At 42.9% G+C, this 26,584-nt stretch carries 23 protein-coding genes; 18 read left to right on the top strand and 5 right to left on the bottom strand.

Annotated features, from left to right (window positions below; translation table 11 throughout):
- The first annotated feature begins 53 nt into the window (after nucleotides 1-53).
- The 3 genes from IM797_RS04030 to IM797_RS28635 all read left to right on the top strand — a co-directional run bounded on the left by IM797_RS04030 (nucleotide 54) and on the right by IM797_RS28635 (nucleotide 1,586).
- Nucleotides 54-428, top strand: a complete 375-nt coding sequence (locus IM797_RS04030) for a hypothetical protein (RefSeq protein ID WP_194125798.1) — start codon at nucleotides 54-56, stop codon at nucleotides 426-428.
- A 115-nt stretch (nucleotides 429-543) separates the two neighbouring features.
- Complete coding sequence (locus IM797_RS04025) at nucleotides 544-1,128, top strand: GNAT family N-acetyltransferase (protein ID WP_194125797.1); 585 nt, start codon at nucleotides 544-546, stop codon at nucleotides 1,126-1,128.
- 146 nt (nucleotides 1,129-1,274) lie between these two features.
- Nucleotides 1,275-1,586: an aminotransferase class V-fold PLP-dependent enzyme gene (locus tag IM797_RS28635; protein WP_370583063.1), complete on the top strand. Its 312-nt coding sequence runs from the start codon at nucleotides 1,275-1,277 to the stop codon at nucleotides 1,584-1,586.
- A 136-nt stretch (nucleotides 1,587-1,722) separates the two neighbouring features.
- Here the strand turns inward: IM797_RS28635 and IM797_RS04015 are convergent, their stop codons facing one another.
- Both IM797_RS04015 and IM797_RS04010 read right to left on the bottom strand, forming a co-directional pair.
- Complete coding sequence (locus IM797_RS04015; RefSeq protein ID WP_194125795.1) at nucleotides 1,723-2,097, bottom strand: transposase; 375 nt, start codon at nucleotides 2,095-2,097, stop codon at nucleotides 1,723-1,725.
- Nucleotides 2,098-2,114: 17 nt separating this feature from the next.
- Entirely contained in the window at nucleotides 2,115-2,462 is a 348-nt protein-coding gene (locus IM797_RS04010; RefSeq protein ID WP_194125794.1) for a transposase, read from the bottom strand.
- Nucleotides 2,463-2,683: 221 nt separating this feature from the next.
- On the opposite strand from IM797_RS04010, the gene IM797_RS04005 reads away from it, so the two are divergent.
- On the top strand, nucleotides 2,684-3,121 hold the full coding sequence (locus tag IM797_RS04005) for a hypothetical protein (RefSeq protein ID WP_194125793.1): 438 nt from the start codon (nucleotides 2,684-2,686) through the stop codon (nucleotides 3,119-3,121).
- Nucleotides 3,122-3,397: 276 nt separating this feature from the next.
- Here IM797_RS04005 and IM797_RS04000 read toward each other — a convergent pair whose 3' ends face one another.
- From IM797_RS04000 to IM797_RS03990, 3 genes are all read right to left on the bottom strand, one after another.
- A complete protein-coding gene (locus tag IM797_RS04000) occupies nucleotides 3,398-3,643 on the bottom strand; it encodes a hypothetical protein (RefSeq protein WP_194125792.1) in 246 nt (81 codons plus the stop codon).
- 93 nt (nucleotides 3,644-3,736) lie between these two features.
- Nucleotides 3,737-3,916: a hypothetical protein gene (locus IM797_RS03995; protein WP_194125791.1), complete on the bottom strand. Its 180-nt coding sequence runs from the start codon at nucleotides 3,914-3,916 to the stop codon at nucleotides 3,737-3,739.
- A gap of 425 nt (nucleotides 3,917-4,341) precedes the next feature.
- On the bottom strand, nucleotides 4,342-6,063 hold the full coding sequence (locus tag IM797_RS03990) for a pentapeptide repeat-containing protein (RefSeq protein ID WP_194125790.1): 1,722 nt from the start codon (nucleotides 6,061-6,063) through the stop codon (nucleotides 4,342-4,344).
- A gap of 266 nt (nucleotides 6,064-6,329) precedes the next feature.
- Between IM797_RS03990 and IM797_RS03985 the strand changes: the two genes are divergently transcribed.
- The 14 genes from IM797_RS03985 (at nucleotide 6,330) to IM797_RS03920 (ending at nucleotide 26,580) form a co-directional block, all read left to right on the top strand.
- The gene (locus IM797_RS03985) at nucleotides 6,330-6,758 is read left to right on the top strand and encodes a GNAT family N-acetyltransferase (protein ID WP_194125789.1); all 429 of its coding nucleotides are present in this window, start codon (nucleotides 6,330-6,332) and stop codon (nucleotides 6,756-6,758) included.
- A 217-nt stretch (nucleotides 6,759-6,975) separates the two neighbouring features.
- On the top strand, nucleotides 6,976-7,893 hold the full coding sequence (locus IM797_RS03980) for a hypothetical protein (protein WP_194125788.1): 918 nt from the start codon (nucleotides 6,976-6,978) through the stop codon (nucleotides 7,891-7,893).
- Between the two features lie 355 nt (nucleotides 7,894-8,248).
- Nucleotides 8,249-9,613, top strand: coding sequence for a sugar MFS transporter (locus tag IM797_RS03975; protein WP_194125787.1), 1,365 nt, complete (start codon nucleotides 8,249-8,251; stop codon nucleotides 9,611-9,613).
- A gap of 144 nt (nucleotides 9,614-9,757) precedes the next feature.
- Nucleotides 9,758-12,874 carry a TonB-dependent receptor gene (locus IM797_RS03970; RefSeq protein ID WP_194125786.1) on the top strand — a complete coding sequence of 1,039 codons (3,117 nt, stop codon included), beginning with the start codon at nucleotides 9,758-9,760 and terminating at the stop codon, nucleotides 12,872-12,874.
- Nucleotides 12,875-12,891: 17 nt separating this feature from the next.
- On the top strand, nucleotides 12,892-14,481 hold the full coding sequence (locus IM797_RS03965) for a RagB/SusD family nutrient uptake outer membrane protein (protein WP_194125785.1): 1,590 nt from the start codon (nucleotides 12,892-12,894) through the stop codon (nucleotides 14,479-14,481).
- Nucleotides 14,482-14,557: 76 nt separating this feature from the next.
- Nucleotides 14,558-15,208 (top strand): carbohydrate-binding family 9-like protein, encoded by a 651-nt coding sequence (locus tag IM797_RS03960; RefSeq protein WP_194125784.1) that lies wholly within the window; start codon nucleotides 14,558-14,560, stop codon nucleotides 15,206-15,208.
- Between the two features lie 32 nt (nucleotides 15,209-15,240).
- Entirely contained in the window at nucleotides 15,241-16,455 is a 1,215-nt protein-coding gene (gene nagA, locus IM797_RS03955) for an N-acetylglucosamine-6-phosphate deacetylase (protein ID WP_194125783.1), read from the top strand.
- Entirely contained in the window at nucleotides 16,456-17,211 is a 756-nt protein-coding gene (locus tag IM797_RS03950; protein WP_194125782.1) for a 6-phosphogluconolactonase, read from the top strand.
- A 39-nt stretch (nucleotides 17,212-17,250) separates the two neighbouring features.
- A complete protein-coding gene (locus tag IM797_RS03945) occupies nucleotides 17,251-18,066 on the top strand; it encodes a phytanoyl-CoA dioxygenase family protein (RefSeq protein WP_194125781.1) in 816 nt (271 codons plus the stop codon).
- 3 nt (nucleotides 18,067-18,069) lie between these two features.
- Nucleotides 18,070-18,903: a sugar phosphate isomerase/epimerase gene (locus tag IM797_RS03940; protein WP_194125780.1), complete on the top strand. Its 834-nt coding sequence runs from the start codon at nucleotides 18,070-18,072 to the stop codon at nucleotides 18,901-18,903.
- A gap of 10 nt (nucleotides 18,904-18,913) precedes the next feature.
- Nucleotides 18,914-21,781 carry a glycosyl hydrolase gene (locus IM797_RS03935; RefSeq protein ID WP_194125779.1) on the top strand — a complete coding sequence of 956 codons (2,868 nt, stop codon included), beginning with the start codon at nucleotides 18,914-18,916 and terminating at the stop codon, nucleotides 21,779-21,781.
- A gap of 34 nt (nucleotides 21,782-21,815) precedes the next feature.
- Entirely contained in the window at nucleotides 21,816-23,282 is a 1,467-nt protein-coding gene (locus IM797_RS03930; protein ID WP_194125778.1) for a glycoside hydrolase family 28 protein, read from the top strand.
- A gap of 19 nt (nucleotides 23,283-23,301) precedes the next feature.
- On the top strand, nucleotides 23,302-25,377 hold the full coding sequence (locus IM797_RS03925) for a polysaccharide lyase family 8 super-sandwich domain-containing protein (RefSeq protein WP_194125777.1): 2,076 nt from the start codon (nucleotides 23,302-23,304) through the stop codon (nucleotides 25,375-25,377).
- A 33-nt stretch (nucleotides 25,378-25,410) separates the two neighbouring features.
- Nucleotides 25,411-26,580: a glycoside hydrolase family 88 protein gene (locus IM797_RS03920; RefSeq protein ID WP_194125776.1), complete on the top strand. Its 1,170-nt coding sequence runs from the start codon at nucleotides 25,411-25,413 to the stop codon at nucleotides 26,578-26,580.
- The last annotated feature ends 4 nt before the right edge of the window (nucleotides 26,581-26,584 follow it).

Genomic DNA, 26,584 nt, shown 5'->3' with positions numbered 1-26,584 from the left:
CAACAACAACAATACAACAACAACAATACAACAATACAACAACAACACATAAAATGAATAACGAATTTGCAAGATTAGGTCAATTAATTTTTGACCTCCACGCGGGCAAACAGTTTGACCTGAGCGAGGAAGAAAACTTTATTTTTTTAGAAGAAGAATACAAACGGATAACCATTCAACTGGGTGGAGTCTGGCATTATAAAGCCCTGGGTTGGACCTACGCACTTGATTTTCACGCCGCCGAAGGCCAGCGCTTACTCACCAAGCTCCGGATTGTAAAAGACGGAGATGAGTTACATGGCATGGATGAATTTGAGCGGGAACGCTTGATCAGGGCTTACAAAAACTTGTTCATGGGTTTGACTGAGCTGATTAGAAGGATTGACATTTTGCGTTTAGGCAAAGGCGTAGTGCCGGATGTGAATTAATTAAAGACATTAACGCTCTCCATTGTAATTTTGGTTTAGTAGCGGGACAGGTGTCATTTCCTGTTCCGCTGTATTACCATGGCAGCGCTGCCTTAGTACATCTATACATAAGAAAATGAAACTGGAAATTATGGAAACTGAACGCCTTTTTTTAAGGCGTTTAACAGACGAAGATTATGATCACATTTTTGAAAAGCTACCTGATGCTAAAATCATGGAGATGCTCAACATTAGCACTGCAACAGAATTGGCCTTAGAAAAACAGAAGCAAAAAAAGGGGTATGCCACTTTCAATAAGAAGGTGTTGATTTTTCAAATTTTTGAAAGGCATTCATTGGAGATTATCGGTTGGTGTGGGTACCATACCTGGTATATAGATCATCGTAGGGCAGAGATCGGCTATGTATTGACCAGTGAAGTGAAAAGGAATCAAGGCATCATGGCGGAAGCTTTAGCTTCCGTATTGGATTATGGGTTTAAACACATGAATCTGAACCGGATTGAAGCATTTATTGGATCGGATAATCTGGTATCCCAAAAACTAATTAAGAAATTTAAATTCAAAAAGGAAGGCTGCCTGAGGGCACATTACTTCTATAATGGGAAGTTCGAGGATTCTCTGGTTTATGGATTGTTAAAATCGGATTTAACCTTAGAAAGTTACTCTCGTCATTCCGGCGCAGGCCGTAAACTTACCTGAGTAGATCGTATAAACGTCATACTGAGTTTAGCTCAGTATCTTATGATATTAACGCTCTCTTTTTTTCATTAAGTTTTATTTGGTGCGGGGTAGAGTGGTTACTGCCCCGCTTTTTTTATGTAAACAAAAACGTGTTAACGTAAGATGTGCTGTGCCGTATCCACATCACTCCAGCGGTGACAAGAGAGTCGTTAGCTGATGTTGCTGGTATTACTGTCCATGATAGAGGTAGTAACTTGAGCGGGATTGTAACTTTTCCAGTTAAGAATGTAGATAGCTTAATCGTAAAGGCAAAGCTTGCCGAAAGAGGACTAAACGTTTCTGTGGGAGAACAACAAGCAACCCGGATGTATATGGACAATACTGGCCTTTCAACTGTCATGCCTGCTTCGATTCATTACTACAATACTATTCAAGAAATTGCAACCCTTTGTAGGGAACTGATAGCTAATAAATGACAGCGGTAACTTAATTTCGCTGCCATTCTGATTTTTACTCTGCGGTTTAAGAAAAACAAAGGTTCCGAAAAGCAATTCTCGATCTCGTACAACATTACTATCTTTGTAATGCAAGAAAGCCTTGCAGATCGAGTACCTATAAACTCACAAAAATGAGTAGACTCAAAAAGGCGGGAGCAGTGCTTAGTTTCAATTTTCTATACACTTTCCATTCATCAGTCATAACTTGAGAGTTTAGTTTCACCGTTTCATTAATTATCGGATTAACCACTTCTCCATTTGCCTTTTCTAGCATTGTAACCTTTACATTGCCACCTCTTTCAAGGATACCCAAGACAGCTGCCTTATCCTTTGTGCTTCTTCCTTGTGAGTTAGATACTCTTTTCCTCACATGGCGATTGGCATTTTTCCCACCTACATATGATTCGTCAATCTCTACTACCTTATCTCCTCCAATCATTTCAAAGCTTCCATTTCCTAGGCTAAATGTAACCTCTGCAATATGAACCATGCTGTTTTCTGCATTACTTATAGATCTCTTGCTAACTGAAGCGAAGATACCCCTTTCTTATGCGAGGTTAACAGGTACATACCTATAAACCATTTCTTTAGTGGAACTTTTGAGCTTTCGAATATTGTTCCAACTTTTGCGGTAAACTGTTCGTCACAGTCTTTATCTCCGCATTTGTATTTACCGCTTTTTAGAGCGCAAGTTTTAGTGCTTCCGTAGTGCGGACATGCACAATTTCCTTTCCACCTTAATTCTTCTAAATGCTTAATAGCTGTTTGTTTGTCTTTTAAGTACTCTACTAGTTCGAATAAGTTGGTGTAGTGTGGATTCATTTGGTTTTCTCGATCTTTGTTATAATTGGACATAAAGGTCCAATTATGACAAAAGGCGGTCCACCATTTACGTGAAAATACTTGCAAGAATTTCTGCGCCCTTAAATTATTATCGTTCCAACTCCCTTTCTTCTAATGAAAGTCCTATATAGTAGCGAAAAATTAGACGGAATAGGAATGTTAGGAATTAATATTAAAAAATATTTGGAGTTATCTAGATGATGTCTATATTTGTATTGTTAAATCCTATAAAGATGTCAAAAGATATTACAATACCTTCAAGCCATGTTAAGTATTTAGTACCTGCATATAGACAAAGAATTAATGCTATCGACGCAATGATTAAAGAGCTAGCTGCAGAGAGAAATGAACTGGAATCAGTTATTGCGAAGTATTCATCAAAAGAAGGAAATGCTCCTAGTCATAATGAAATTCAAGCTGTTACTACCCATACAGATGGATATAAATCAAATTGGACTTGGTTTGCAAAGGCTGAATTCATACTAAAAGCTTCAGAAAAGCCTCTGTCTACAGCTGAAATTGTAGAACAAATGATAAACTATGAACCGCTACTTGATAGGAGGAAGGCTTTAAGCTCTATGTCCGCAACACTAGCTGTCAAAACTACATCAGGTAAAATCAAAAGAATTATTAACAATGGTGCAGATCAAACTTATGAGTTAATTACATAAATAAAAAGCCCCATTTAAGGGGCTTAAAAAAGATACTTGATAAAGTAGACTAATGTGTAGCAATTATATACTACAGATCACATTAGAGTCATGGATATTAGAAGCTTCATCATAAGTCGTCATCTAAACACCATCATAGTCATACTTGTCAGTACAGGTTTTAGGCTGGACACCGTTAGTAATTGGGCTACTCGTAAGGGTAGCCCTTCCTGTTTACAATGTAAACATACACAACAACTTCTTCTTATGCAACAGTTATTGCTGTTATTCCTGTACCTACACTGTCTGCTCTTCCTTATAAGCTGCTTTTATAACGTCTAAACTTGGTTGTAAAATTCCTGCTTCACCATGAGTATTCTTCATATAAAGATATTTATCTTCTTCTAGATCGTATTCGGCTGAGACTTCTCCTGGGAAGTTCAGGCTAGCTTTATAATCACCTTTTAACTCTTCTATGGAGTCATATCTTTTATATACTATTTCATTTAGGTGTAACTTAAATAGGACATGCTGTTTTGCCATAATTGTAATTTTTACTTTGAAGATATGGCTTTTATCAAAACTATTAGGTATATATTCAATACCTAGACGTCAAATGTTAAATATCGTTGAATCCTACCCCCCTTTTTGTCTGTTGTATGGCAGGTTGTTTTTGGTTTCAGGAATAGCTAAAAGTGATAACTGTATCCAGTTTTGTTTCCACTTCGCTTCATAATCTGAAATGAGTTGATTAATCTGTTTTTCTAAGTCTTCTTTTTCTCTGCGGGCCTGCTCTCTCAAATTACCGTTATACATAAGTAATATTTTTACTGTAAACTTCCTACTTTACTTCTTCGGATTTTGCCAGCTTAAATTGAAGAGATGATCTTTAAGTTGTCAATTAGAAATTGCACTAGGGTAATTTGCTATATTGTCGCCTAATTTTATTGATCAATTGTCCTAAAGTAATATAACAAATGAAATGTGGTATATCGCAAAATCATGCAATTTCATTGTCAATCACAGAGCTACTGTAGTCATTTTATAAATTATGTTTATTTAAGATATTAGCGCGCTCAGAACTAATATTAGATTTATTATGCGGAACGGGCTGGTTACCTGTTTCGCGCTTTTTTTACTGCGTACAACCACCAGTAGCATCGCATCTTGAATTAGCTAGGAGGTTTGTTTTGGAAAATATTATAAAGTAGCTTGAATTGATGCTAAGAAATGATCAGATGTCATTTGCTGCCAAACTTTCTAAATGCATTAATGGTTTGGTAAACGCCATATCCAATAAAAATCCTGCTTAAAAGGATGATCAAATGTGTTTGCCAGGAGCTGTTCTCTTCTGACTGTTTTTTATATAAGGGAAATGAACTCAAAAAATCCATGAAGGAGTCAAATGTAGTCGCAACACTTGTTTTCAAATCAACTACGTTAAGCTCTAATGGTGATATGATTATCCCTTTCGACAGGCTTAGCTGATAGCTTATAAAGAGAACATAGGAAACAAACAGGGTAAATAAGATGCCTCTGGACCAACTTAAGCCGTGTTTATTAGAATAGTAATTTAGGTATAACAGCACCTTATCCCATCCAAATTTTAACTCTTTACGTAGGTAGTTCATCTCCATTGCTTTATAAATTAAAGCTGAATGTGTATTTCCTTGTTTTTCCATTGCTACCTTAAGCTGCCGATAACTTTCGCGGTAATAGATATCATTATTTATAATCTCATTTTTTTTGATATTGTAACCAAAAATTGGGTTAATTACACCAGTTTGTATGCGCGGAGGCAATATGGAATTTGAGAGTATAATATTACTAACCTCGCTTGTCGCGATTACGATCTCTTTAAACTTTCTAAAATCAACATTTACAAATTCAGTATTGCCTAAATTTGAATCGAAAACGATAAACATGGGACTTTCAGGTATCAGTTGGGTATTGGCAAAAGTTAGCTTACTATAGTTTTGTAAGTTTTTAAGCGTGATTAAGCGACTTAGTGTATTCCTAAAGAGAATATTACCAAAATTGTAGCAACCGACGTCAATAGAGGTTACAGGAATGTCTGTAAAAATCACATTTCCTTTTATGAACCCATCTAAGGAGCATGAGAAATAGTAATCTAAGTGCTGATCGCTTTGGCTATAATAATGACACTCAAAATTATTGTTGAAATCACAATTGTTTAGACTAACACCCTGGAGATTTCCATCTTGGTTGATACTCACATTCTGTTTTGCAATTATATTACTTAAATGGAGGCTTTCACATAAAAATTTATCTCTGAAAATAAACTGGTCGTTAAATGTTACAATATGAAAATCTAAAATCCCTTGCACATTGCCCTCACTAAGATCTAACATATCGTTAAAGATACATTTTCTGAAAATCATAAATCGGATATTAAGATCATCCCCATTAATGTTAAACTTGTTATTGATAATTGCCTTAAAGAAGTATACATTTTCAAAATCCCCTCCTTTAAGAGTGATTTCAGCATTAATTTCCTTACAGCTAAAATCTACCGTTTCATAATCACCAGATTCAAAATTTAAATAATTGACCGAATTAGCTCCCTTGTTAATTATCCCTTCAAATTTTATGGAGTGGAATTTACCGCCAGAAAATGTTAATGTTTCAAATTCCGGATCAATAAATAAAAGCTCGCTAGAAAATGTGCAGTTCAACAAAATTAAACCCGAAGGAAATTGGCATGAATTAAAGTTCACCTTTTTATCAAAATGACAGTTTGAAAAGGTTAGCGTTCTATCAAATTGAAGATTGTCAAACTCAACTTCCCCTAAAAAGTGACAATTGTTAATTTTGGTCAGTCTTTTCTGCCCATTAAATGGGAAACTAAAATCTTCTATGACTTTAACATTTGCCAATTGCTCTTGTCTTACCAGTTCTGCAAGTAATTTAAAATCAGTTTCTTCTCTTTTAAGCTTCGTCATGTATGATAAATATATTCCTTTTTCTCCATTGTCAGAAGATAAGTGGCATTTTCTTCCGTTGAACCGCAAATTTGATACTCAGAAATAGTTGGTGAGAAGATCTTGAACCCAATTCAGGATCCAAAAAAGCATAGGCCAAGCTTTAGCTTCAAAGCACATTGATCCCACCTTAACAGCATCTTTGTTCGCAAAACAGGTACCCTTTTGCGAACAAAGCTCGGGCAAAGTTGCCATTAAACCCGAAACGATGAGTTAAAATCATGGAGATGCTCAACATTAGCACTGCAACAGAATTGGCCTTAGAAAAACAAAAGCAAAAAAAGGGATATGCCACTTTCAATAAGAAGGTGTTGATTTTTCAAATTTTTGAAAGGCATTCATTGGAGATTATCGGTTGGTGTGGGTACCATACCTGGTATATAGATCATCGTAGGGCAGAGATCGGCTATGTATTGACCAGTGAAGTGAAAAGGAATAAAGGCATCATGGCTGAAGCTCTAGCTTCCGTATTGGACTATGGGTTTGAACACATGAATCTGAACCGGATTGAAGCATTTATTGGATCGGATAATCTGGTATCCCAAAAACTAATTGAAAAATTTAAATTCAAAAAGGAAGGCTGCCTGAGGGCACATTACTTTTACAATGGGAAGTTCGAGGATTCTCTGGTTTATGGATTGTTAAAATCGGACTGACATCAGGACATTATACCCTTTATCCCGGGACAAGCGGAATCCCCGAATATATTAAAGATATTAACGCTCTCTTTTTTTCATTAAGTTTTATTTGGTGCGGGGTAGCTGGTTACTGCCCCGCTTTTTTATGTAAACTATTTTAAAATAAATACATCGAAACTTGGTTATTGTGGTTGAAATTCTATTGATTCACACCAGGATTAAATAAAACCATTTTATGATGAATGAGTATGCAATTGCATTGCGAAAAAAGAATGATGAATTGTTGAAGGGAGCATTGGAAGCAAATTTTCCAGATTTTTTACGTTTTGTCTATCCCGATGCAGATCAGGTTGTTGATTTTAGTAAGGGAATTCAATTTATGGACAAGGAACTTTTCGCGATCATCCCTAACCGGGAGCGGAAAAGAGATGGTCGTAGGGCCGATTTGCTGGCTAAACTACATCTTAAAAACGGCACAGAAAAGTGGGTATTGCTCAATGTTGAAATTGAAGGGGGGAATGATGTTGATTTTGAAAAACGGGTTTATGAATATAACTATCGTATCCGTGATAAATACAAAGTCTCAGTAGCTACCATTGCTGTTTTTACAGGAGGTAAAAGTCAGCGCAAGCCGCGGATCTATCGGGATGAACTGCTGGGGACGGTACTTTCATTTAGTTATTTAACTTACCATATTTTTGACCACGATCAGGAAGTATTACTTAAAATGGATAATCCTTTTGCACTGATTGCGCTGGCTTGTCAAAAATCAATCCTGGAAGGCAAGATTCCGGAAAAACAACTTGGAGAGGAACGACTTATCATTGCCAAAGCATTGCTGAGCCATAATTATGACCACGACAGGATCATCAGTTTTCTGATTTTCATAAAAAACTTTATATACATTAACAATGAGGATATTAATTGTAAATTTGATCAGCTAATATCTGAACTAACAGGAGGAGAAATCAATATGGGAATTTTAGAAATAGTAAGAATGCAGGACAGGCGCGATGCCAAGCTTGAAGGAAAGTTGGAAGGACAGCATGAAGCCGCATTAAAAATTGCACGTGAACTTAAAAAAGAAGGATTAACTGTTGATTTTATTGCAAAAACAACGAAGCTTTCCCATAAAGAGATTACATCATTATAGCGCACACGATAGTATGAATCGTGTGCGAAGGATAACTTATTGCTTTCGTACACGATTCATACCATTATATATAAGGTATACACAAAACTGACCTTTAGCCTCCCACAAAAATAATATTCTGATTTTTAGTCAATAAGTCTTGAAAAAAAGTTTGTTTTGAATAAAAAATTTATATATTCGTGTACGTTAACGTTAACGCGTTTAACGAACCAAATATAGACAGGCTGTTGAGGATAGGAAATCGCTTTTATTGTAAAATAATCAAGGCGAATTTTTTTAAACTTTTTACGGGTACGTTAACGTAACGGTAATAGCCATTTTATTTAGGATTGAATTGCAGTTTAACTAAAAACAAATGGGGTCAGTAAAAGTAAATTCACTTAGTTCAAAACAAACATTAATCTCCATGTTTATCCTGGGAGGTTTGTTCTTCGTATTCGGTTTCATCACCTGGATCAATGCCATCTTAATTCCTTATTTCAAAATAGCCTGCGAACTGAGTAATTTCCAGTCCTACCTGGTCGCCTTTGCTTTTTACATCTCTTATTTCATCATGTCATTGCCTTCTTCTTACCTGTTAAAAAGGGTAGGCTTTAAAAAGGGAATCATGTATGGCCTTTGGGTCATGGCCATCGGGGTATTTATATTTATCCCTGCCGCACTCAGCCGGACCTATGAAATATTCCTGCTTGGCCTTTTTACCATCGGATCAGGCTTGGCCATTTTACAAACCGCCGCTAATCCATACATCACCATTTTAGGCCCCATTGAAAAAGCAGCCAAACGCATCAGCTTTATGGGCATTTGCAATAAAGCAGCTGGCATTTTAGCCCCGCTCATTTTCGCATCTGTCATATTTAAGGTGGCAGATAACGAAATGCTCAAACAATTGCCACTCATGGGAGCTGCAGAAAAAGACCAGGTGTTAGACGAGCTGATCAGCAGGGTAATCCTTCCATATGCAGTTTTAGGTACGGTGCTCACCACCTTAGGCATCCTGATCCGCTTTTCTCCACTACCCGAAATTGATACCGAACAGGAAACAGAAGAACTCTCTGCCCTGAATGCCGATAAGAAAAGCCTGTTTGATTTTCCATATTTAATACTGGGTGTTTTAGCCATTTTCTTTCACGTGGGTACCCAGGTGATTGCCATTGACACCATTATTGGTTATGCCACAGCGATGGGCATGCCCATCATGGAAGCCAAAGTTTTCCCTTCCTATACTTTATTTACCACCATCATCGGGTATGGCTTAGGTATTGTACTCATCCCAAAATACGTATCCCAGGTTAACGTACTGCGTTTTTGCACCTTGTTGGGCGCCGTACTTACACTTTTAATCATCCACACCTCCGGTTCTTATTCCATATTAGGGCATTCGATTGACATCTCCATCTGGTTCATCGTGCTTCTGGGTTTAGCCAACTCCCTGGTTTGGGCGGGCATCTGGCCCCTGGCTTTAAACAACCTGGGCCGTTTTACCAAAGTAGGGGCTTCCATGCTGATCATGGCCCTTTGCGGCAGTGCCATTTTTCCATTGATCTATGGACATGTAGCCGATTTATATGATGTGCGGACCGCCTACTGGATTTTATTCCCCTGTTACCTCTACCTCATGTTTTATGCCTTTTACGGGCACCTGATCAAACGCTGGATGCCCGGTTTTAAAAAGGAAAACATCCCTGGTTCCGAAATGATGAGCAAAGCCAATTCCTGACAACTACCAGATATAGACAACCATAAACTAAACTAAACTAAACCAAACTAGATATGAACATAGAAACACTCTAAAATTAGCTTAAGATAACAATTAGTCTCTGGACAAGTATGTCCATAATTATTAAAATTTTAACTCAAAAGAATGAAAAAACAATTATTATTAGGCAATTATTCTTTTCTTGACTTTTTTAGTACTTTTAATCAAAAGCGCGCTTTGTTATGCGCTTCGGTTTTAATCTTCTCTTCAAGCGTACATGCTTCAGGGAAATTTGTTAAGGAAACAAAAGTTGAGCATATCGCGATCAGTCCGGCAGCTGCCAAAGATATCCTGATCAAAGGAAAAGTAAAAGGCGAGGCCGGTGCTGCCATGTCCGGCGTTAGCGTAACGGTAAAAGACAGTAAAATTGGTACCCAAACCAATGCCGATGGTGAATTTCAAATCAAAGCACCTGAAGGCTCCACATTGGTGTTTACCTATGTAGGTTTCGTGTCCCAGGAAATCCCTGTTGGTACCAGGACACTCATCAATGTGACCATGTTAATCGACGAAGGTAAATACCAGATGAATGAGCTGGTGGTAGTGGGTTACGGTACACAAAAACGTTCAGACATTACCGGCTCGGTAACTTCAGTACCAAAAGAAAGGTTAGCTGGTTTACCGGTTACCAATGTGCTGTCTGCCATTCAGGGTACCACGGCAGGATTAAACATATCCTCAACTTCGTCTGTACCGGGCAGCTCGCCTTCGGTATTGGTTAGGGGGGTGAATTCAATTAATGCGGGAACGGGACCCTTAACCGTGATCGATGGGGTGCCATTCAGTAACCTCGGCGGTTCCATGAATGACATCAACCCGAATGACATCGCCTCCATCGAGATTCTTAAGGATGCGTCAGCAGTGGCCATTTATGGTACACGCGGTTCCAGCGGGGTCATCTTAATCACCACAAAAAGAGGGAAAACCGGCGAACCGACCATCAGGTACAGTGTTTATGCCGGCCCGGAATACCAGGTTAAAAATTTACACCCCCTGAGCGGACCGGAATATGCGGAGAAATACCTGGAGTTTTTGAGACAAAGTAACCGTCCGGTTGCCAGTCCGCCAGTACCCAACCAATATGAAATTCCCAATTATAATGCCGGTAATACGGTCGACTGGCTAAAAGAAATCTCGCAATCAGGTAACATCCAGGATCATAACGTGAGTATATCAGGCGGTACAGAGAAGGTTAAATACTTCGTGTCTGGTGCTTATCAAAAACAAAAAGGGGTATTGAAAGGCTATCAGTTTACCCGTGCTTCGGTGCGCTCCAACCTGGATGCAACAGTTACTTCATGGTTAACAGCGGGTACTTCCTTGTTTTTTGCCAACAGCAACTCGGATGGTGGAACCGTAAATTACAGCAGTGCACTTCAGATGAGCCCTTATGGACGCATACGTGAAGAAAACGGGGATTATACGATTTTCCCGATGTTTGGCGAAACCCTGTTCAGAAATCCATTGCTGGGTTTAAACCGGGATGTCATCAATCGCGATAAAAACCTGAACGGTACTTTTTATGCAGAAGTGAAACCGGCCTTTATTCCAGGATTAAAATACAGGTTTAATGGAAATTATACTTTCCAGCCTACCAGGGATGATACGTACACCGGCCCGGATGCAGGTGACACTTTCTCGGGAACCGCAGAAGTACAAAAAGAAGAAAACGAAGGCTGGTTACTGGAACACATCCTGTCTTACAACAAAGACTGGAACGACCACCATTTTGATGTAACCGCATTGTATGGTGCACAGAAAAAGGAACTTTCCAGGTTATATGTTAAGGGTACCACCTTTGTAAATGATGATTTATCCTTCAATAACATTGGTGCAGCTGGTGCGGTTGTACCCAGTTCCATCTATTCCAGGGAATCCATGATTTCTCAGATGGGCCGTTTAAATTATGCGTATAAAAGTAAATACCTGATTACGGCCACCGTAAGAAGGGACGGATTTTCGGCCTTTGGATCGGCAACAAGCAAGTACGGTACTTTTCCTTCTGTTGCTGTAGGCTGGAACATCTCTAACGAGGATTTCTTAAAAAATGTGTCACAGATTGACAACATCAAACTGAGGGCTTCTTACGGAAAATCCGGAAATCAAGCGATCAGTGCTTACCAGACGATTACCACGCAAGGTGTGACCAAATACATCTACAATGGGGTAACCACTACGGGTTTGGTGTCCAGCTCTTTACTGGTCAATGGCGTATTGGGAAATACGAAACTCAATTGGGAAAGTACTACCGGAACAAATTTAGCTGTTGATTTCTCTTTATTAAACAGCAGGATTACAGGTACGGTAGAGGTGTATAAAACGGAAACTAAAGATGTGCTATTGAGACGCAGGTTACCGGCCATCATTGGCTTTCCAAGCATCTTTGACAACTTAGGTAAAGTAGCCAACAGGGGGATAGAGTTTACTTTAAATACGGTAAACATTAAAAACGACAATTTCAACTGGTCTACCAACTTCAACTTCGCGGCCAGCAGAAACAAAATTGTGTCCTTGTATGGTGATGGCCTGGATGATATCGGTAACAAATGGTTTATCGGTAAATCATTGTATGCCATATATGATTATAAGCTGGAAGGCATCTGGCAAACTGGTGAAGATCCTTCAAATGTTGACGCCACGGCCAAGCCTGGAGACTTAAAGTTTGCGGATCTGAACGGCGATAAAAAAATCACGGAAGCGGATAAGACGTACCTGGGTACCAGCCTGCCTAAATGGACAGGTGGTATGATCAACAATTTCAAATACAAAAACTTTGGCCTGAGTGTTTTCGTTCAAACGGCGCAGGGATCATTGATCAATAATCCGATACTAAACCTGCAAACCTATGGCGGTCGTGTAAACATACCAAGGGAACTGAGCTATTGGACGCCAACAAACAACAACAATGAAGCGCCTTCTTTAACGTATTCAAACCCGCGCTTGTATGCTTATCCGGTAAAACAAAACTATGTGAGAATAAAAGACGTTACGCTGAGCTATAATTTATCCAGTAAAGCTGCCGAGCAGTTAAAAATAGGCAGCTTGTCGGTGTTCGCAAGCGGTCGTAACCTGCACTCCTTTACCAATTGGATCGGAACAGATCCGGAGTTGAGTGTAAATGGCGTAGACAGACAAGCTGGGGCGGCCAACCAACCCCTGGCTTACGGCGTATACCCATTAGTGACTAGCGTTGTCTTTGGTTTAAACATCACATTACGTTAATCTTTAAAAATAAAATTATGAAAAAGCATATTCTTTTATCATTCATATTTATTGCAAGTGTTGGCTTATTTTCCTGTAGCAAAAGTTTTTTAGACGAAAAATCTGACTCGAGTTATTCGCCGGGCAGTAGTTTTAAAAATGTTGCAGGTTTAGAGGCTGGAATTGCAGGTTTGCAGGCAACCGTAAGGGAGCAATATACCATGCAAATGCCACACCAGTCGCTACTCGCTATCTTCCAGGTAGGAACAGACGTAGCAATTAGCGGCCAGGAAAATCCGGAGTTGATCCCGTATCACGATTATTCACGGCTTTTGCCTGTAGATCCTTCGGCCTTGTACTACTGGACCTGGTCTTACCGCGTAATTACCAACGCCAATCAGATCCTGAGAGGTACAGCAGATCCTACAGCCACCTTAACGGATGCCCAACGTAAATTATATACGGCCGAGGCGCGCTTTTTCAGGGCTTATGCCTATAATTTCCTGGTTACCTTATGGGGGGAAGTGCCATTGCTCGATCGCCCGTATGATGAACCTAAAACAGATTTTACCCGTGCCAGCGTAGCCGATCTGGACAAATTCATCAACGATGACCTTTTGTACGCTACGGCCAATTTGCCGGCCATTGATGCGGTTTCTAAGCCTGGTCGCATCAGCAAAGAAGCTGCTGCGCAGTTGTTTGCAGAAGTGTATTTGAGACAGGGTAAAAATGACCTGGCAGAGGCGCAATGCCTGGCGGTTATTGCCAGCAATTTCAAATTGGTGGACACCAGGTACGGGATCAAAAAAACCGAACCGGGTGATGCTTTTGCTGACATGTTTATTTATGGCAACCAACGCCGCCGTCAGGGAAATACCGAAGCCATCTGGGTACAGGAACTGGAATTCAACATACCGGGTGGTGCAACAAATTTGGATCAGCACCGCAGGGTTTGGGTGCCTTTTTATGGCAATGTTTCGGGCATGCTGGTTTGCGATTCACTGGGCGGACGTGGCGTTGGCCGTTTGCGCTTAAGCCCTTGGGTGATCAAAAGCGCTTACACCGGATCCGGGCCTAACGACATCCGCAACTCTAAATACAATCTGCACCGTGATTTTTACTATAACGACCCGAGTAAGCCTGCTTTATTCGGCAAAAAAGTAGTACCTACTCCGGCTGATACTTTATGGAGCATCGTTCCTTATACCACAAAATGGAACCACTTTATCGCTTCAGATCCTACTGGAAATGGGGCCTTTAAGGATTTAATCATGATGCGCCTGGGAGAAACCTATTTGTTACTGGCAGAAGCACAGTTCAAACAAAACAGACCTGGTGATGCAGCGACCAGCATCAATAAGTTAAGGACCAGGGCCAATGCGGCACAGGTATCTGCAGCTGACATTACGCTTAATTTCATTTTGGACGAACGGGTCAGGGAACTGATCGGCGAGGAAAACAGGAGAATGACGCTGGTGAGGACAGGCACTTTACTGGATAGGGTAAAGCGCTTAAACATTAGGGAAAATGCTACCATTCAACCTTATAATGTGCTTTTACCGATTCCACAAACGGAGATTGACTTAAACAAAGACGCGAAACTGGGCCAGAATACGGGCTATAACTAGCACTACTTCAGACTTAAAAACATCTTGATCAGATGTTTTTAAGTCTTGAATGCATACCTGTCTATTTTTTAATTTAATGATGAAAAATTTATTTGTACCGTTCCTCGATCAATATGCTGCCACCGAAGGCATTGAAAAAGTCGCTGCCCTGCTCAATGCCATACCGAAAAATGAAATCGGCGATCAGCCATGGCCAGAATTTAAATGTGCTTTGCAGGCCAATTTTACCATTGCACACAGCAATGACACGATCTGGTTAAAATATGAAATAAATGAGGATGCGATCCGGGTGGTGACTGCGGAAACAAATGGTGCAGTGCATAAAGACAATTGCGTGGAGTTCTTCGTGTCTTTCGGCGCCGAGAAATCTTATTATAACATAGAGGTGAATTGCATGGGGGTATGTTTAATTGCCTACGGAAAGGGCCGGTCAAACCGGAAATACCTGCAAAAGGAGGTGGTAGAGCAGATAAAAACACATGCTGTGGTTAAACAAACCGCCGAAAATCATCAGTTCAGATATGCCTGGGAAATTACCCTGATGATTCCCCTGGCGGTATTTGAATACAGCAACATCACCAGCCTGAGCCAGCAAACGGGCTTTGGCAATTTTTTTAAATGTGGGGACGATTTACCTCAACCACATTTTTACAGTTGGAATGGCATTGAGGCCAACAGCCCCGATTTCCATTTACCCGAGTTCTTTGGGGCATTGACATTTGCTTAAAGCCCTTTGAACTCCAAATAGAAAATCTACATATGAAGAAAGTTAAAATAATCAACGGCCGGATCATTACTCCTTATCGCATCATTAAAAACGGTACGATATTGATTAAAGGTCATCAAATAGAAGCGATTGTGGAGGGCGATGCCGATGCACCGGATTATGAAGTCATAGATGCCATGGGAAATTACGTGTCTCCGGGCTTCATCGACATTCACATTCATGGTGGTGGCGGGCACGATTTTATGGACGGAACGGAAGAGGCTTACCTGAAAATTGCAGAAATCCACGCCACTTACGGCACCACAGCTATAGCCCCAACCACATTAACCTGTGCCAGGGCAGACCTGCTCAAAGCCATCGATCTGTATAAAGCTGCCGATGCTAAAAATACCAGGGGCGCCCAGTTTGTCGGGATGCACCTGGAAGGGCCTTATTTTGCCCTGAGCCAGAGCGGTGCGCAAGACCCGAGGTACATCAGGAACCCCGATGTAGCAGAATACAAAGAAATCATCGCCTATGGCAAAGATGTGGTTAAACGCTGGAGCGTAGCCCCCGAATTGCCCGGTGCGCTTGACATGGGGAAATACCTGAAATCACAGGGCATCATTGCTGCCCTTGCCCATACCGATGCCATTTATGAAGAGGTTTTGGAAGCCGTAGAAAATGGCTACAGCCTGGCCACGCACCTGTACTCGGCCATGTCCGGGGTAACCAGGCGCGATACTTACCGCTATGCTGGTGCCATAGAAGCTGCTTTTTTAATTGAATCCATGGATGTAGAGATCATTGGTGATGGGATTCATGTGCCACCGCCCTTGTTAAAGCTGGTCTATAAAATTAAAGGACCCGACCGCATTGCCTTGATTACCGATGCCATGCGGGGGGCAGGAATGCCCGAAGGGGAGAGCATCCTGGGCAATAAAGACAATGGCATGAAAGTGATCATCGAAAATGGCGTGGCCATCATGGCCGACAGGTCTTCTTTTGCCGGTAGTGTGGCCACCACAGACCGCCTGGTGAGAACAATGGTTCAAATGGCCGATATCCCGCTGGTTGAGGCCGTTCGGATGATGTCCAGAACACCGGCCACCATCCTGGGCCTGGAGCGTAGCAAAGGAACACTAACCGCTGGCAACGACGCTGATATTTTAATTTTTGATGAAAATATCAACATCAAAACCACCATCATCAATGGCAACCTGAGCTATGTATCGGCAGATTTTGAAACATTAACAACAACGATTTAGATGAAAGAATTTATAAAAGACAAATTGACCATCAAGGTATTTGAGAACCGGAACCTCATGGGCGCAGCGGTTGCTACTGCTGTTGCAACGCGAATTAACCTATTGCTGAGCAAACAACCTTACGTAAACATCATATTTGGCGCTGCGCCTTCCCAGAACGAATTTTTTGAGGAATTGCTCAAAAAGGAAATCGACTGGTCCAGGCTCAACGCCTTCCACATGGACGAATACATCAACCTGGATGCAGATGCACCCCAGGGCTTTGGCAATTTCATTAAAGCCCGTTTATTTGATCTGGCACCTTTCCATTCGGTAAATTACATCAACGGCAATGCAGCTGATGATGAGGTCGAGTGCTTGCGTTATACCGCCTTATTGAAAGATTTTGAAACGGATATTGTATGTCTGGGCATTGGGGAAAATACACATTTAGCCTTTAATGATCCGCACGTGGCAGACCTCCATGATCCGTATTGGGTAAAGCGCGTAGACCTGGACGCCCAGTGCCGCAACCAGCAGGTAAACGACGGTTGTTTTGACACCTTAAACGAAGTGCCAACACATGCACTGACGCTAACCCTGCCGGCTTTGTTGAAAGCGCCATACGCCTTTTGTACCGTGCCGGCCCAGAAAAAGGCCCAGGCCGTTTACCATACGTTAAATGAGGAAATCAGCGACCGCTATCCCTCAACGCATTTAAGAAACCACCCAAACGCAGTCCTGTTTTTGGACGATCAAAGCAGCGCGCTGATCTGATCCAGGCAAAACGATTTTTAAACCTAAATAACCAATACCATGAAATGTGAATTAAGTAAAGAGCAGATTCAGTTTTTTCAAACCAACGGATTCATTGTCATCGAAGATTTTCTTTCTCCGGAAGAGTTGACACAATGGCGTGAAGCGGTTACGGAAGCAGTAAAGGATAGAAATGGCATAAAAATGCCCGGCAAGGAAGGAAAAGTAGGCATGGATGACGGCATCAACAAAGACGCTGAATATTTTTCTAAAGTTTTTGACCAGTTGCTGAACCTCTGGCAAACCAATGATAAGGTCAAAGAGATCATGCTGGATGAACGCATCGGTAAAATGGCTGCAGAACTTTCTGGTGCAAGCGGGATCAGGATCTGGCACGATCAGGCTTTATTCAAACGCCCCTGGGCAAACCCGACTTCCTGGCACCTGGATACGCCGTTCTGGTCTTTTTCAGATCGGAAAGCTTTGTCCATCTGGGTAGCCCTGGATGATGCCACTTTAGAGAATGGCTGCCTGTACTTTATTCCGGGATCTTTCAAAGAAACCACTTTTGTAAACAAGGGCATAGGCAAAAACATGGATGGCATTTTTGAAGCTTATCCGCAATTTGCGCAGGTGGCTTCAGTATCTGCCGCAATGAAAGCCGGCAGTTGCTCTTTCCACAATGGCTTAACCATACACGGCGCCGGTGCCAATATGAGCAGTGGCTACAGAAGGGCCATGACTTGCGCCTATATGCCTGATGGCAACACCTTTAACGGGGAGGCGAACATTTTACCCGAGCCTTACCTGAGTACGCTTAAAGTTGGCGACTTGCTAAATAACGACGAACAAAACCCGCTGATCTATAAATCCTAAATAATGAGTGTAGTGCCAAAGTTTTTGTGCCCGCGCTGGGGTTTTGAAGCGCTGCCCTGGCCGGTTTTTTTGAAACAGGTTAAAGAAGCCGGTTATGCAGGCATCGAGTGGTTCCCTTTTGGTGAAAATACCGATGTGCAGGAGGTACTCCGTTTACTGGAAATACATGACCTGGATTTTGCCATTGTGATGGCCGTAATTAAACCGTATACCGGTTTTGAGCGTTACCTTCAGGATCTGGAGCAGGACCTGGACCAGCTGATGGCAATCCGGACAGCAACTAAAGCACCGCTATTTTTTAGTGCCCAGACCGGCAGGGAATTCTTTGACGCCGCGCAGATCCAGGCTTGTTTAACGCTTTGCAATGCGGCTGAGGCAAAATACCAGACACCGGTACACCAGGAAACGCACCGCAACAAATGGTCTTTTGCAGCACACCAGGTGGCGCCTGTGCTGACTGCAAACCCGGATTTGAAATTAACCCTCGACGTTTCGCATTGGTTTTGTGTTTCTGAAAGCTATTTAGAGGATCAGCAGGCTGCAGTAAACAGCGCAATCCAACATGCCCGGCACATCCACGCCCGGGTAGGGAGTACGCAAAGTTCGCAGGTCTGGGATCCGGCAAATGCCGAATACGCAGAAGCCCTGGCCGCTCATGTTCAGATCTGGGACAAATGGGTGCAGCACATGAACAGCAACAACAGGCAAATCACCATCACGCCGGAGTTTGGGCCAAGCCCTTACCTGGTTAAAGGAAACAGGACCACAGATTTAAGGGCCGAACAATGGCGGATCAATTTATGGATGAAAGATTTTTTACAAAAGCGCTACAGTTAACCCGGAAATTATGAAAAGGAAAACATTTTTACAGCAAAGTGCTATTTTTTCTGTGGCCAGCTTATTGATGCTGAAAAATAATGCTTTTGCCAATTCGCTGGCAGATACACTGATCGCCGATCCGGATGATGAACTGTATCAGCAATTTAAAAACCCTTCCATGGGCTACCGGCCATTTGTGCGCTGGTGGTGGAATGGGAACAAAATAGAAAGAACGGAATTGGCCCGTGAGCTGAAACTGCTCAAAGAAGCCGGGATTGGTGGGGTAGAAATTAACCCGATTTCCTTTCCCTCCAATACAGACGATATGGATATTCCATCGGTAGACTGGCTAAGCGACGAATGGGTGGATTTATTGAAATTTACCCTCACCGAAGCCAAAAAGCTGGACCTCACCTGCGATCTTTTGGCAGGTACCGGTTTTCCTTATGGTGCCGGATTTTTAGCGCCTGAGGAATGTGCAGAGGTGGTCGTCATTGCCGTGAAAAAACTAACCGGCCCTTTAAAAACGGAAGTCTCTTTATTTGATATTTTTAAAGAAGCTGACCCCGCAACTTTAAGCCCCTATACCGGGCGTAAAATGGAACTGCTGGGCCTCAGCATAGTGCCAGACCCGCTGACCAGTATGGATCAGGTGAAAAACATCACCAGCCGGGTGCGCAATGAAGGGGTGAAAATTGACCTGCCAAAAGGAAATTTTGCCTTGTATGGCCTGGTGAAAATAAACGGTTTCATGAAGGTCATCCAGGCTGCGCCTGGCGGGACCGGACCGGTATTGAATCATTTCAATGAAAAGGCAGTCAAGAGTTATCTCCATAAAATTACCGATACCATTCAAAACCGCATTGGCCCACTGGCACCGGATGTGCGTTCTTTTTTCCTGGATAGCCTGGAAATGGAAGGCGCCAACTGGACAACCGATATGATGGCCGAATTTCAGAAACGAAGGGGCTATGACCTGTTTCCATACCTGCCTTTCATCTTGTTTAAAACCGGCAGGATGGGCAATACCGTCGACTTAAATTATGCGGTAAACACCAGTCCGGAAATGGACCGCATGCTGCGCCGCATGCGCTATGATTTTGAATATACCAAGGCGGAACTGTTCCGGGAAAGGTTTTCAAAAAGTTTCGTCGACTGGTGTGCCGAAAACAAAATCAAATCCAGGGGCCAGGGCTATGGCCGGGGGCATTTTCCTTTGGAAGGAACCTTTGATATGGACATTCCGGAAGGGGAAACCTGGATGAAATATGGCATTGGCGAAGAGATCTCTGAACGGGATTTTATGAAATATCCCTGGCATCTGGGGCGTGGCAATACCATGATCAATAAATTTGTGTCTTCGGCAGCGCATTTGAAAGGTAAAAAGCTGATCAGCTCTGAAGAACTCACCAATACCGATATGGTATTCAACGAATCCCTGGAGCTATTCAAAATAGCCGGTGATCAGAGTACGATCTCCGGAATTACCCATCCCATTTTTCATGGCTTCAATTACTCCCCGCCGGATGCTGCTTTTCCAGGCTGGATTACCTATGGCGGCTATTTCAATGAACAGAATACCATGTGGCCGTATTTTAAACTGTATACGGATTACCGGGCAAGGCAGTCTGCCTTGCTCCAACAGGCCACTTTTTTTGCCGACATCGCGATCATGGCGCCAATTGGCGACATGTGGTCTGAATTTGGGGCACAAATGGAACCTTTTCCTTCGCGCGTAACTCCTGCATATCAGCAGCTGATCTGGGAATCTATGCACCAGAACGGAAATGCCTGTGACTATGTTTCGGAACAGGTTATTGCCGATGCTGATTTTAAAGGTGGTTGGATGACCTATGGCCCAAGAAAGTACCACAGCTTGTTCTTGATAGAAGTGAAAAGCATCTCGCCGCAAACGGCAAAAAAATTACATGATTTTGTGAAGGCCGGAGGCCGGGTTTTTTGTATTGAAACCTATCCGGAGCAGGCATTGGGCTGGCTGAATCATGAACAGAACGATGCGGAAGTGAAAAAATGGGTAGCCAAATTAAAAACTTATCCGGATCAGTTCATCTTCCTGCAAAAACCAGCGGCAAACTTTAAGGAATGGTACCAGACAGTACAGGCCAGATATAAGCTCAATCCTTATGTTAAAATCGCCAATCCAAATGCTTTTGTCACCCAGGTGCGCTACCAGTCAAAAAATGCAGAGATCTTTCTGTTTAACAACGCAAGTGCACACCTCAGTATCGATTTAGATGCGACATTTTTACCAGAGATTGCCGATAAAAGACAAGCCTGGATTTGGGATGCAGCCACTGGCGAACGCTTCAAATTAGACTTGAAAGATAGAACCCTGAAACTCAGACTTTGTCCGGCCGATTCCAGGATCATTGTGTTCAACAAAGACAGAAATGGTAAGGATTGGGATCCGGTTCCCGAAATCAGCGCCAGGCCAATGGCCTTAAAAACGGCCTGGAACGTCGAGTTCAGGCACATGGACGGTACAGTGAAAATCCAGGAAATGACAGAACTGGGCGACTTAAAAGAGCTGCCCGATTTTACTTATTTTTCGGGTACGGTAGTTTACAAAAAGAGCATTACGGTAGAAAATCCTGCAAGCCTGCGTTATGCAGATCTGGGCCAGGTATTTGGCATTGCGGAACTGATTGTGAACGGGCAAAACCTGGGCACCCAATGGTATGGGCGCAGGGCCTATGCGCTCGGGAACCTCTTGAAAAAGGGCACAAACCAGGTTGAAATTAAAGTAACCACAGTGATGCTGAACTACATGAAATCATTAACGGAAAATCCAACTGCACAATACTGGTCAAATAATAAAAAGAAAGAACAACCACTGCAATCGATGGGCTTGGTTGGCCCTGTCAATCTGTTTTAACCAATATAAAAAGATGAAACCAAACTATACAATTATGAAAAATCAAAAGAAAGTGATACTGGTGCTGTTCATCCTGCTCCAGGGTATGGCTGTTTTTGCAAAAGATTACAAAGCCTCGTTTTTCCACATCAAATCTGATGGCTCAACCATGAATACCCGTTCCATTCAGTTTGCCATAGATTACATCAGTAAAAATGGTGGCGGCAGACTCGTTTTTTACGTGGGCAGGTATTTAACCGGTTCCATTTACCTGAAATCCAACGTCACCATTCAGCTGGAGGAAGGTGCCGTTTTACTCGGCTCAACCAATCCTTTTGATTACGACAGAATCGGCAATACCGCACTGATCCATGCCCGTGATGTAGAAAATGTTGGCATTACCGGTAAAGGCATGATCGACGGGCAGGGCCGGCCCCTCGCTAACAATTCCATTGCTTATGCCAACGATGGACTCATAGTAGATATCCTCAAATATGACCGCACGCGGGAATCCATCCGCCCGATGGTGATCTATTTTTACAACTGCGTCAATGTAAACATCAAGGACCTGATCCTGCAAAATTCTGCCTGCTGGTTGCAGACTTACGAACGCTGCAAAAATATGGTCATCGACAACATTACGGTAAACAACGTGGCCTATTGGAACAGCGATGGGATTGACATTGTAGATTGTGATAACGTAGTGATCACCAACAATAAAATCGATGCTGCCGATGACGGGATTTGTCTCAAATCACATACAGAAGGTTTTTACTGCCACAATGTGCTGATTGAAAACAACATTGTACGCACCAGCGCCAACGGCATTAAATTGGGTACTGCGGGTAAAGGTGGCTTCAGAAACATCAAGATCCTGAACAATACCGTATACAATACCTATCGCTCTGCGATTGCTTTACAAAGTGTTGACGGTGGCTTTTTGGAAGACATTGTAGTAGATGGCTTAAAAAGTACCAATACAGGTCATGTGATCTTCTTACGGTTAGGGGAGCGTATTCCCGGTAAAAAGTCGACCTTGAAAAGGGTATCCATCAAAAATGTGGTGGCGGATGTGCCTTTGGGTAAAGCCGATGCCGGTTACGATTATGAAGGGCCGATTGAGGACATGCCAAGAAACATTTCTCCGATCATCATTGCCGGTTTACCCGGACAATACATTGAGGACGTAACCTTCAGCAATTTTGAAATTACGTATCCGGGCGCCGGAACCAAATACATGGCCTACGTGCCATTGGATAAATTAGACAGCATTCCGGAAGAGGCCGCTGGTTATCCGGAGTTTTCGATGTTCAAAGAAATCCCGGCATGGGGCATTTATGTGCGGCACGCAAAAAACATCAATTTCTCTAACCTGCAGTTGAAAGCAGAAAAGAAAGATTACCGCCTGCCCATCGTCATGGACGATGTTCATGGTGCCGAATTGAAAAAAATTACCTTTCAGCAAATTGACCAGAAAAAATTATTGCATACGTATAAGTCAACCAATGTAAAGGTTAATTAAATGACCTATATTTAATTTCATGAGGTTAGTCATATTTTACAGCATCCTGGTCATGCTTTGTTTTACCCTGGGTAAGGCGCATGGTCAGGATGAATTTCAAAGGATTGAATCCAGGATTACAGATTTTATCAAAGCAGATGCTGAAATCAGCGCATCCGCTCAGGACTTTAAAAAGCATGTACTAAGCATTCAACCTGAGGGGCGCTGGCCCGACATTGATTATGCCAGTCGCGCAGAAACCAATTGGGCGCCGCTAAGCCATTTGAACCGGCTGAAACAGTTCGCACTTGCTTTACACACCACTGGTACGCCGGTTGATGGGCAACTGGCCCGGAAAATGGTCTCCGCTTTGCGGTATTGGCTGCAACAGCGGCCGGTAAGCACCAACTGGTTTCAAAACGACATTGCATCGCCAACCGCCATCGGCGAGATCCTGCTGCTTTTAAAAGGCAGCAATACCTTACCGGCAACTTTGCAGGATTCTTTAATCAGGGCCATGAAACAAGGAGATGTGCTGCGGGTAGTAGGTGCCAATAAAGTAGACATTGCGGTGCACATGATGTATCGGGCTTGCCTGACCAAAGACCAAACCCTGATGGATTCGGCCGCGCATCAGGCTTTTTTACCCGTTACCCTGGGAAACCGGCAGGGCCTGCAACAGGATTATGCTTATCTGCAGCACGGACCGCAATTGCAGATTGCCAGCTACGGTCAGGTCTTTCTAATCGGGGCCTATAAAGTAGCCTCCTGGTTGCGGGGTACTGCTTATGCGCTCCCCGAAGAAAAGCTGAAGATCTTAGACCATTATTTAACGGGTACTTTCTTAAAAACAATCCGCGGCCGCTACATTGATTTCAATACCGAAGGCCGGGGCATTTCCAGAAACGATGTACTGGATAAAATGAACATCAGTACCCAGGCCGGAACACACAGTTTACTGGCCCTGGCCAAACTGGTGAATCCTGAAAATGCCGTGTTATTGGATGCGGCCGATCAACGGATCCAGCAAATCCGGGCCCCCGATTTTGGGATTAAACCCGGCCATACCCATTTTTACAAAGGCGATTACACCATACACAACCGCCCGGCTTACTCCTTTAATGTGCGCACAGTTTCTAAACGCACCGTCAGGACAGAATCTGGAAATAAGGAGAACCTGAAGGCTAAATTTTTACCGGATGGCTCCACCAATATCCAACGTACCGGTGCCGAGTATTTCAACATAATGCCGGTTTGGGAATGGGATAAAATACCGGGCGTAACCGGCAGGGATTATCCCGTAGATCAAAAGATGACGATTGACTGGGGCGAAAGAGGGGTAGGGGCCTTTATTGGCGGAACATCCGACAGCATATACGGAACAACCGTTTATCAGTTGAATTACGATGAGGTAACCGCAAAAAAAGCCTGGTTTTTCTTTGACGATGAGGTGGTCTGCCTGGGGGCCGATATCAGTAGCATGGCTAAGGAAGTCATCACCACCACGGTTAATCAGGCCTGGGCAAAAGGCCCGGTAAAGGTTTTCGACCAGGGGATCAAGCGCATCTGGCAGGACAGCATTGCCTATTATTTTCCTGCGCAGGGCAATGTCAGATGGACCAGCGAAAAGCAAACCGGCAGTTGGTTCCTGATCAATGCAAACCGGTCTAAAGCGCCGGTACAGGGAAAGGTGTTCAAGTTGTGGTTCGACCATGGCCATGATCCGCTCCGGCAAACGTATGCCTATGTGGTCAAACCTGGCATGAGCGAGCAGGAAATGATAAACAATCCAACTTTAAATACCCGGATCCTGGCCAATACGCCTGCCATACAGGCGGTGGAAAACGAGACTTTGCAAATGGTTCAGGTGGTATTTCACGAAGCCGGAACTTTGCTGCAGCCCGATTTTTCAATCACCGCAGATCAGCCTTGTGTGCTCATGGTGAAAAACCTTAAAACCAGGAGTCCGGTGCTGTACGTTGCAGATCCTACGCAGACTTTGACAGATCTGCACCTGGGTTTTCGTTCTGCACAACTTGAAATTAAAGAACCTTTTCCGGTCAGCCTGCCACAAGGGGACCAGAAAGGGGCAACCGTAACTTTCCAATTGAATTAAATAAACCAAGTAACATTTAATATCCATCCAGATATGAAGAGAACAGCAGCACTTTTTATTTTAATGACTTCCATCCTTTTTCAAAGCCTGGCCCAGAAAAAGCCATTGGTAGATGTGGATCAGGCATTTGGCCTGGCTGCAAAGCAATATCAGCTGATGCTGGCCAGTCACCCGGACCTGACTAAATTTCCGCAATCTACAAAACCCAACGGGGAACCGTACGACAGGACCTCTGATTGGTGGTGCAGCGGCTTTTTCGGCGGTGCGTTATGGTATTTGTATGAATATACCGGCGGGGCTGAATGGAAAGCTGCGGCAGACCGCTGGACCCGGGCTTTGGACAAAGAAAAGCACAATACCAGTACGCATGACCTGGGTTTTATGCTGTATTGCCCTTACGGAAATGGTTACCGGCTGACCGGCAATAAAGATTACATAGAACCCATGGTAACGGGAGCAAATGCTTTGGCTACCCGGTTTAATCCTGCTTATGGGCTGATCAAATCCTGGGACAAACATGCAGACTGCGAGTATCCGGTAATCATAGACAACATGATGAACCTGGAGTTTTTATTCTGGGCGGCCAGACAATCAAAGGATAAAAAGCTGTATAACATTGCAGTAACGCATGCCGACAATACCTTAAAACACCATTTTAGAAAAGATTACAGCAGTTACCATGTGATCTGTTATTTGCCGGGGACGAAAGTGTTCAGGAAAAAAACACACCAGGGTGCCGCAGATTCATCGGCATGGGCCAGGGGACAAGCCTGGGCAGTATATGGCTACACCATGATGTACCGGGAAACGAAAGATAAAAAATACCTGAAACAAGCAGAAGGTATCGCCAACTTTGTGATCAACCATCCTAATCTTCCGGCCGATAAAATTCCGTATTGGGATTTTGACGCACCAAACGAAGAAAGGGATGCCTCGGCAGCTGCGGTATTTGCATCGGCTTTTTTAGAATTGAGCACCTATAGCAAACAGCATAAAGATTTGTACTTCCGTACAGCCGAGCAAATGCTGGCGAGTTTGTCCTCGCCCGCTTACACTGCTAGTGTAAAGGAGAACAACTACTTCATCCTGAAACATTCGGTAGGGCATAAGCCGGGTAAATCTGAAATCGATACGCCAATCATTTACGCAGATTATTATTACCTGGAAGCCTTATTGAGGTATAAAAAACTAACAGCTGTATAGGCTG

The sequence above is a fragment of the Pedobacter sp. MC2016-24 genome (assembly GCF_015223055.1).
In the GTDB taxonomy this organism is placed as follows: domain Bacteria; phylum Bacteroidota; class Bacteroidia; order Sphingobacteriales; family Sphingobacteriaceae; genus Pedobacter.
This window is presented reverse-complemented; position numbering and strand designations above follow the sequence as displayed.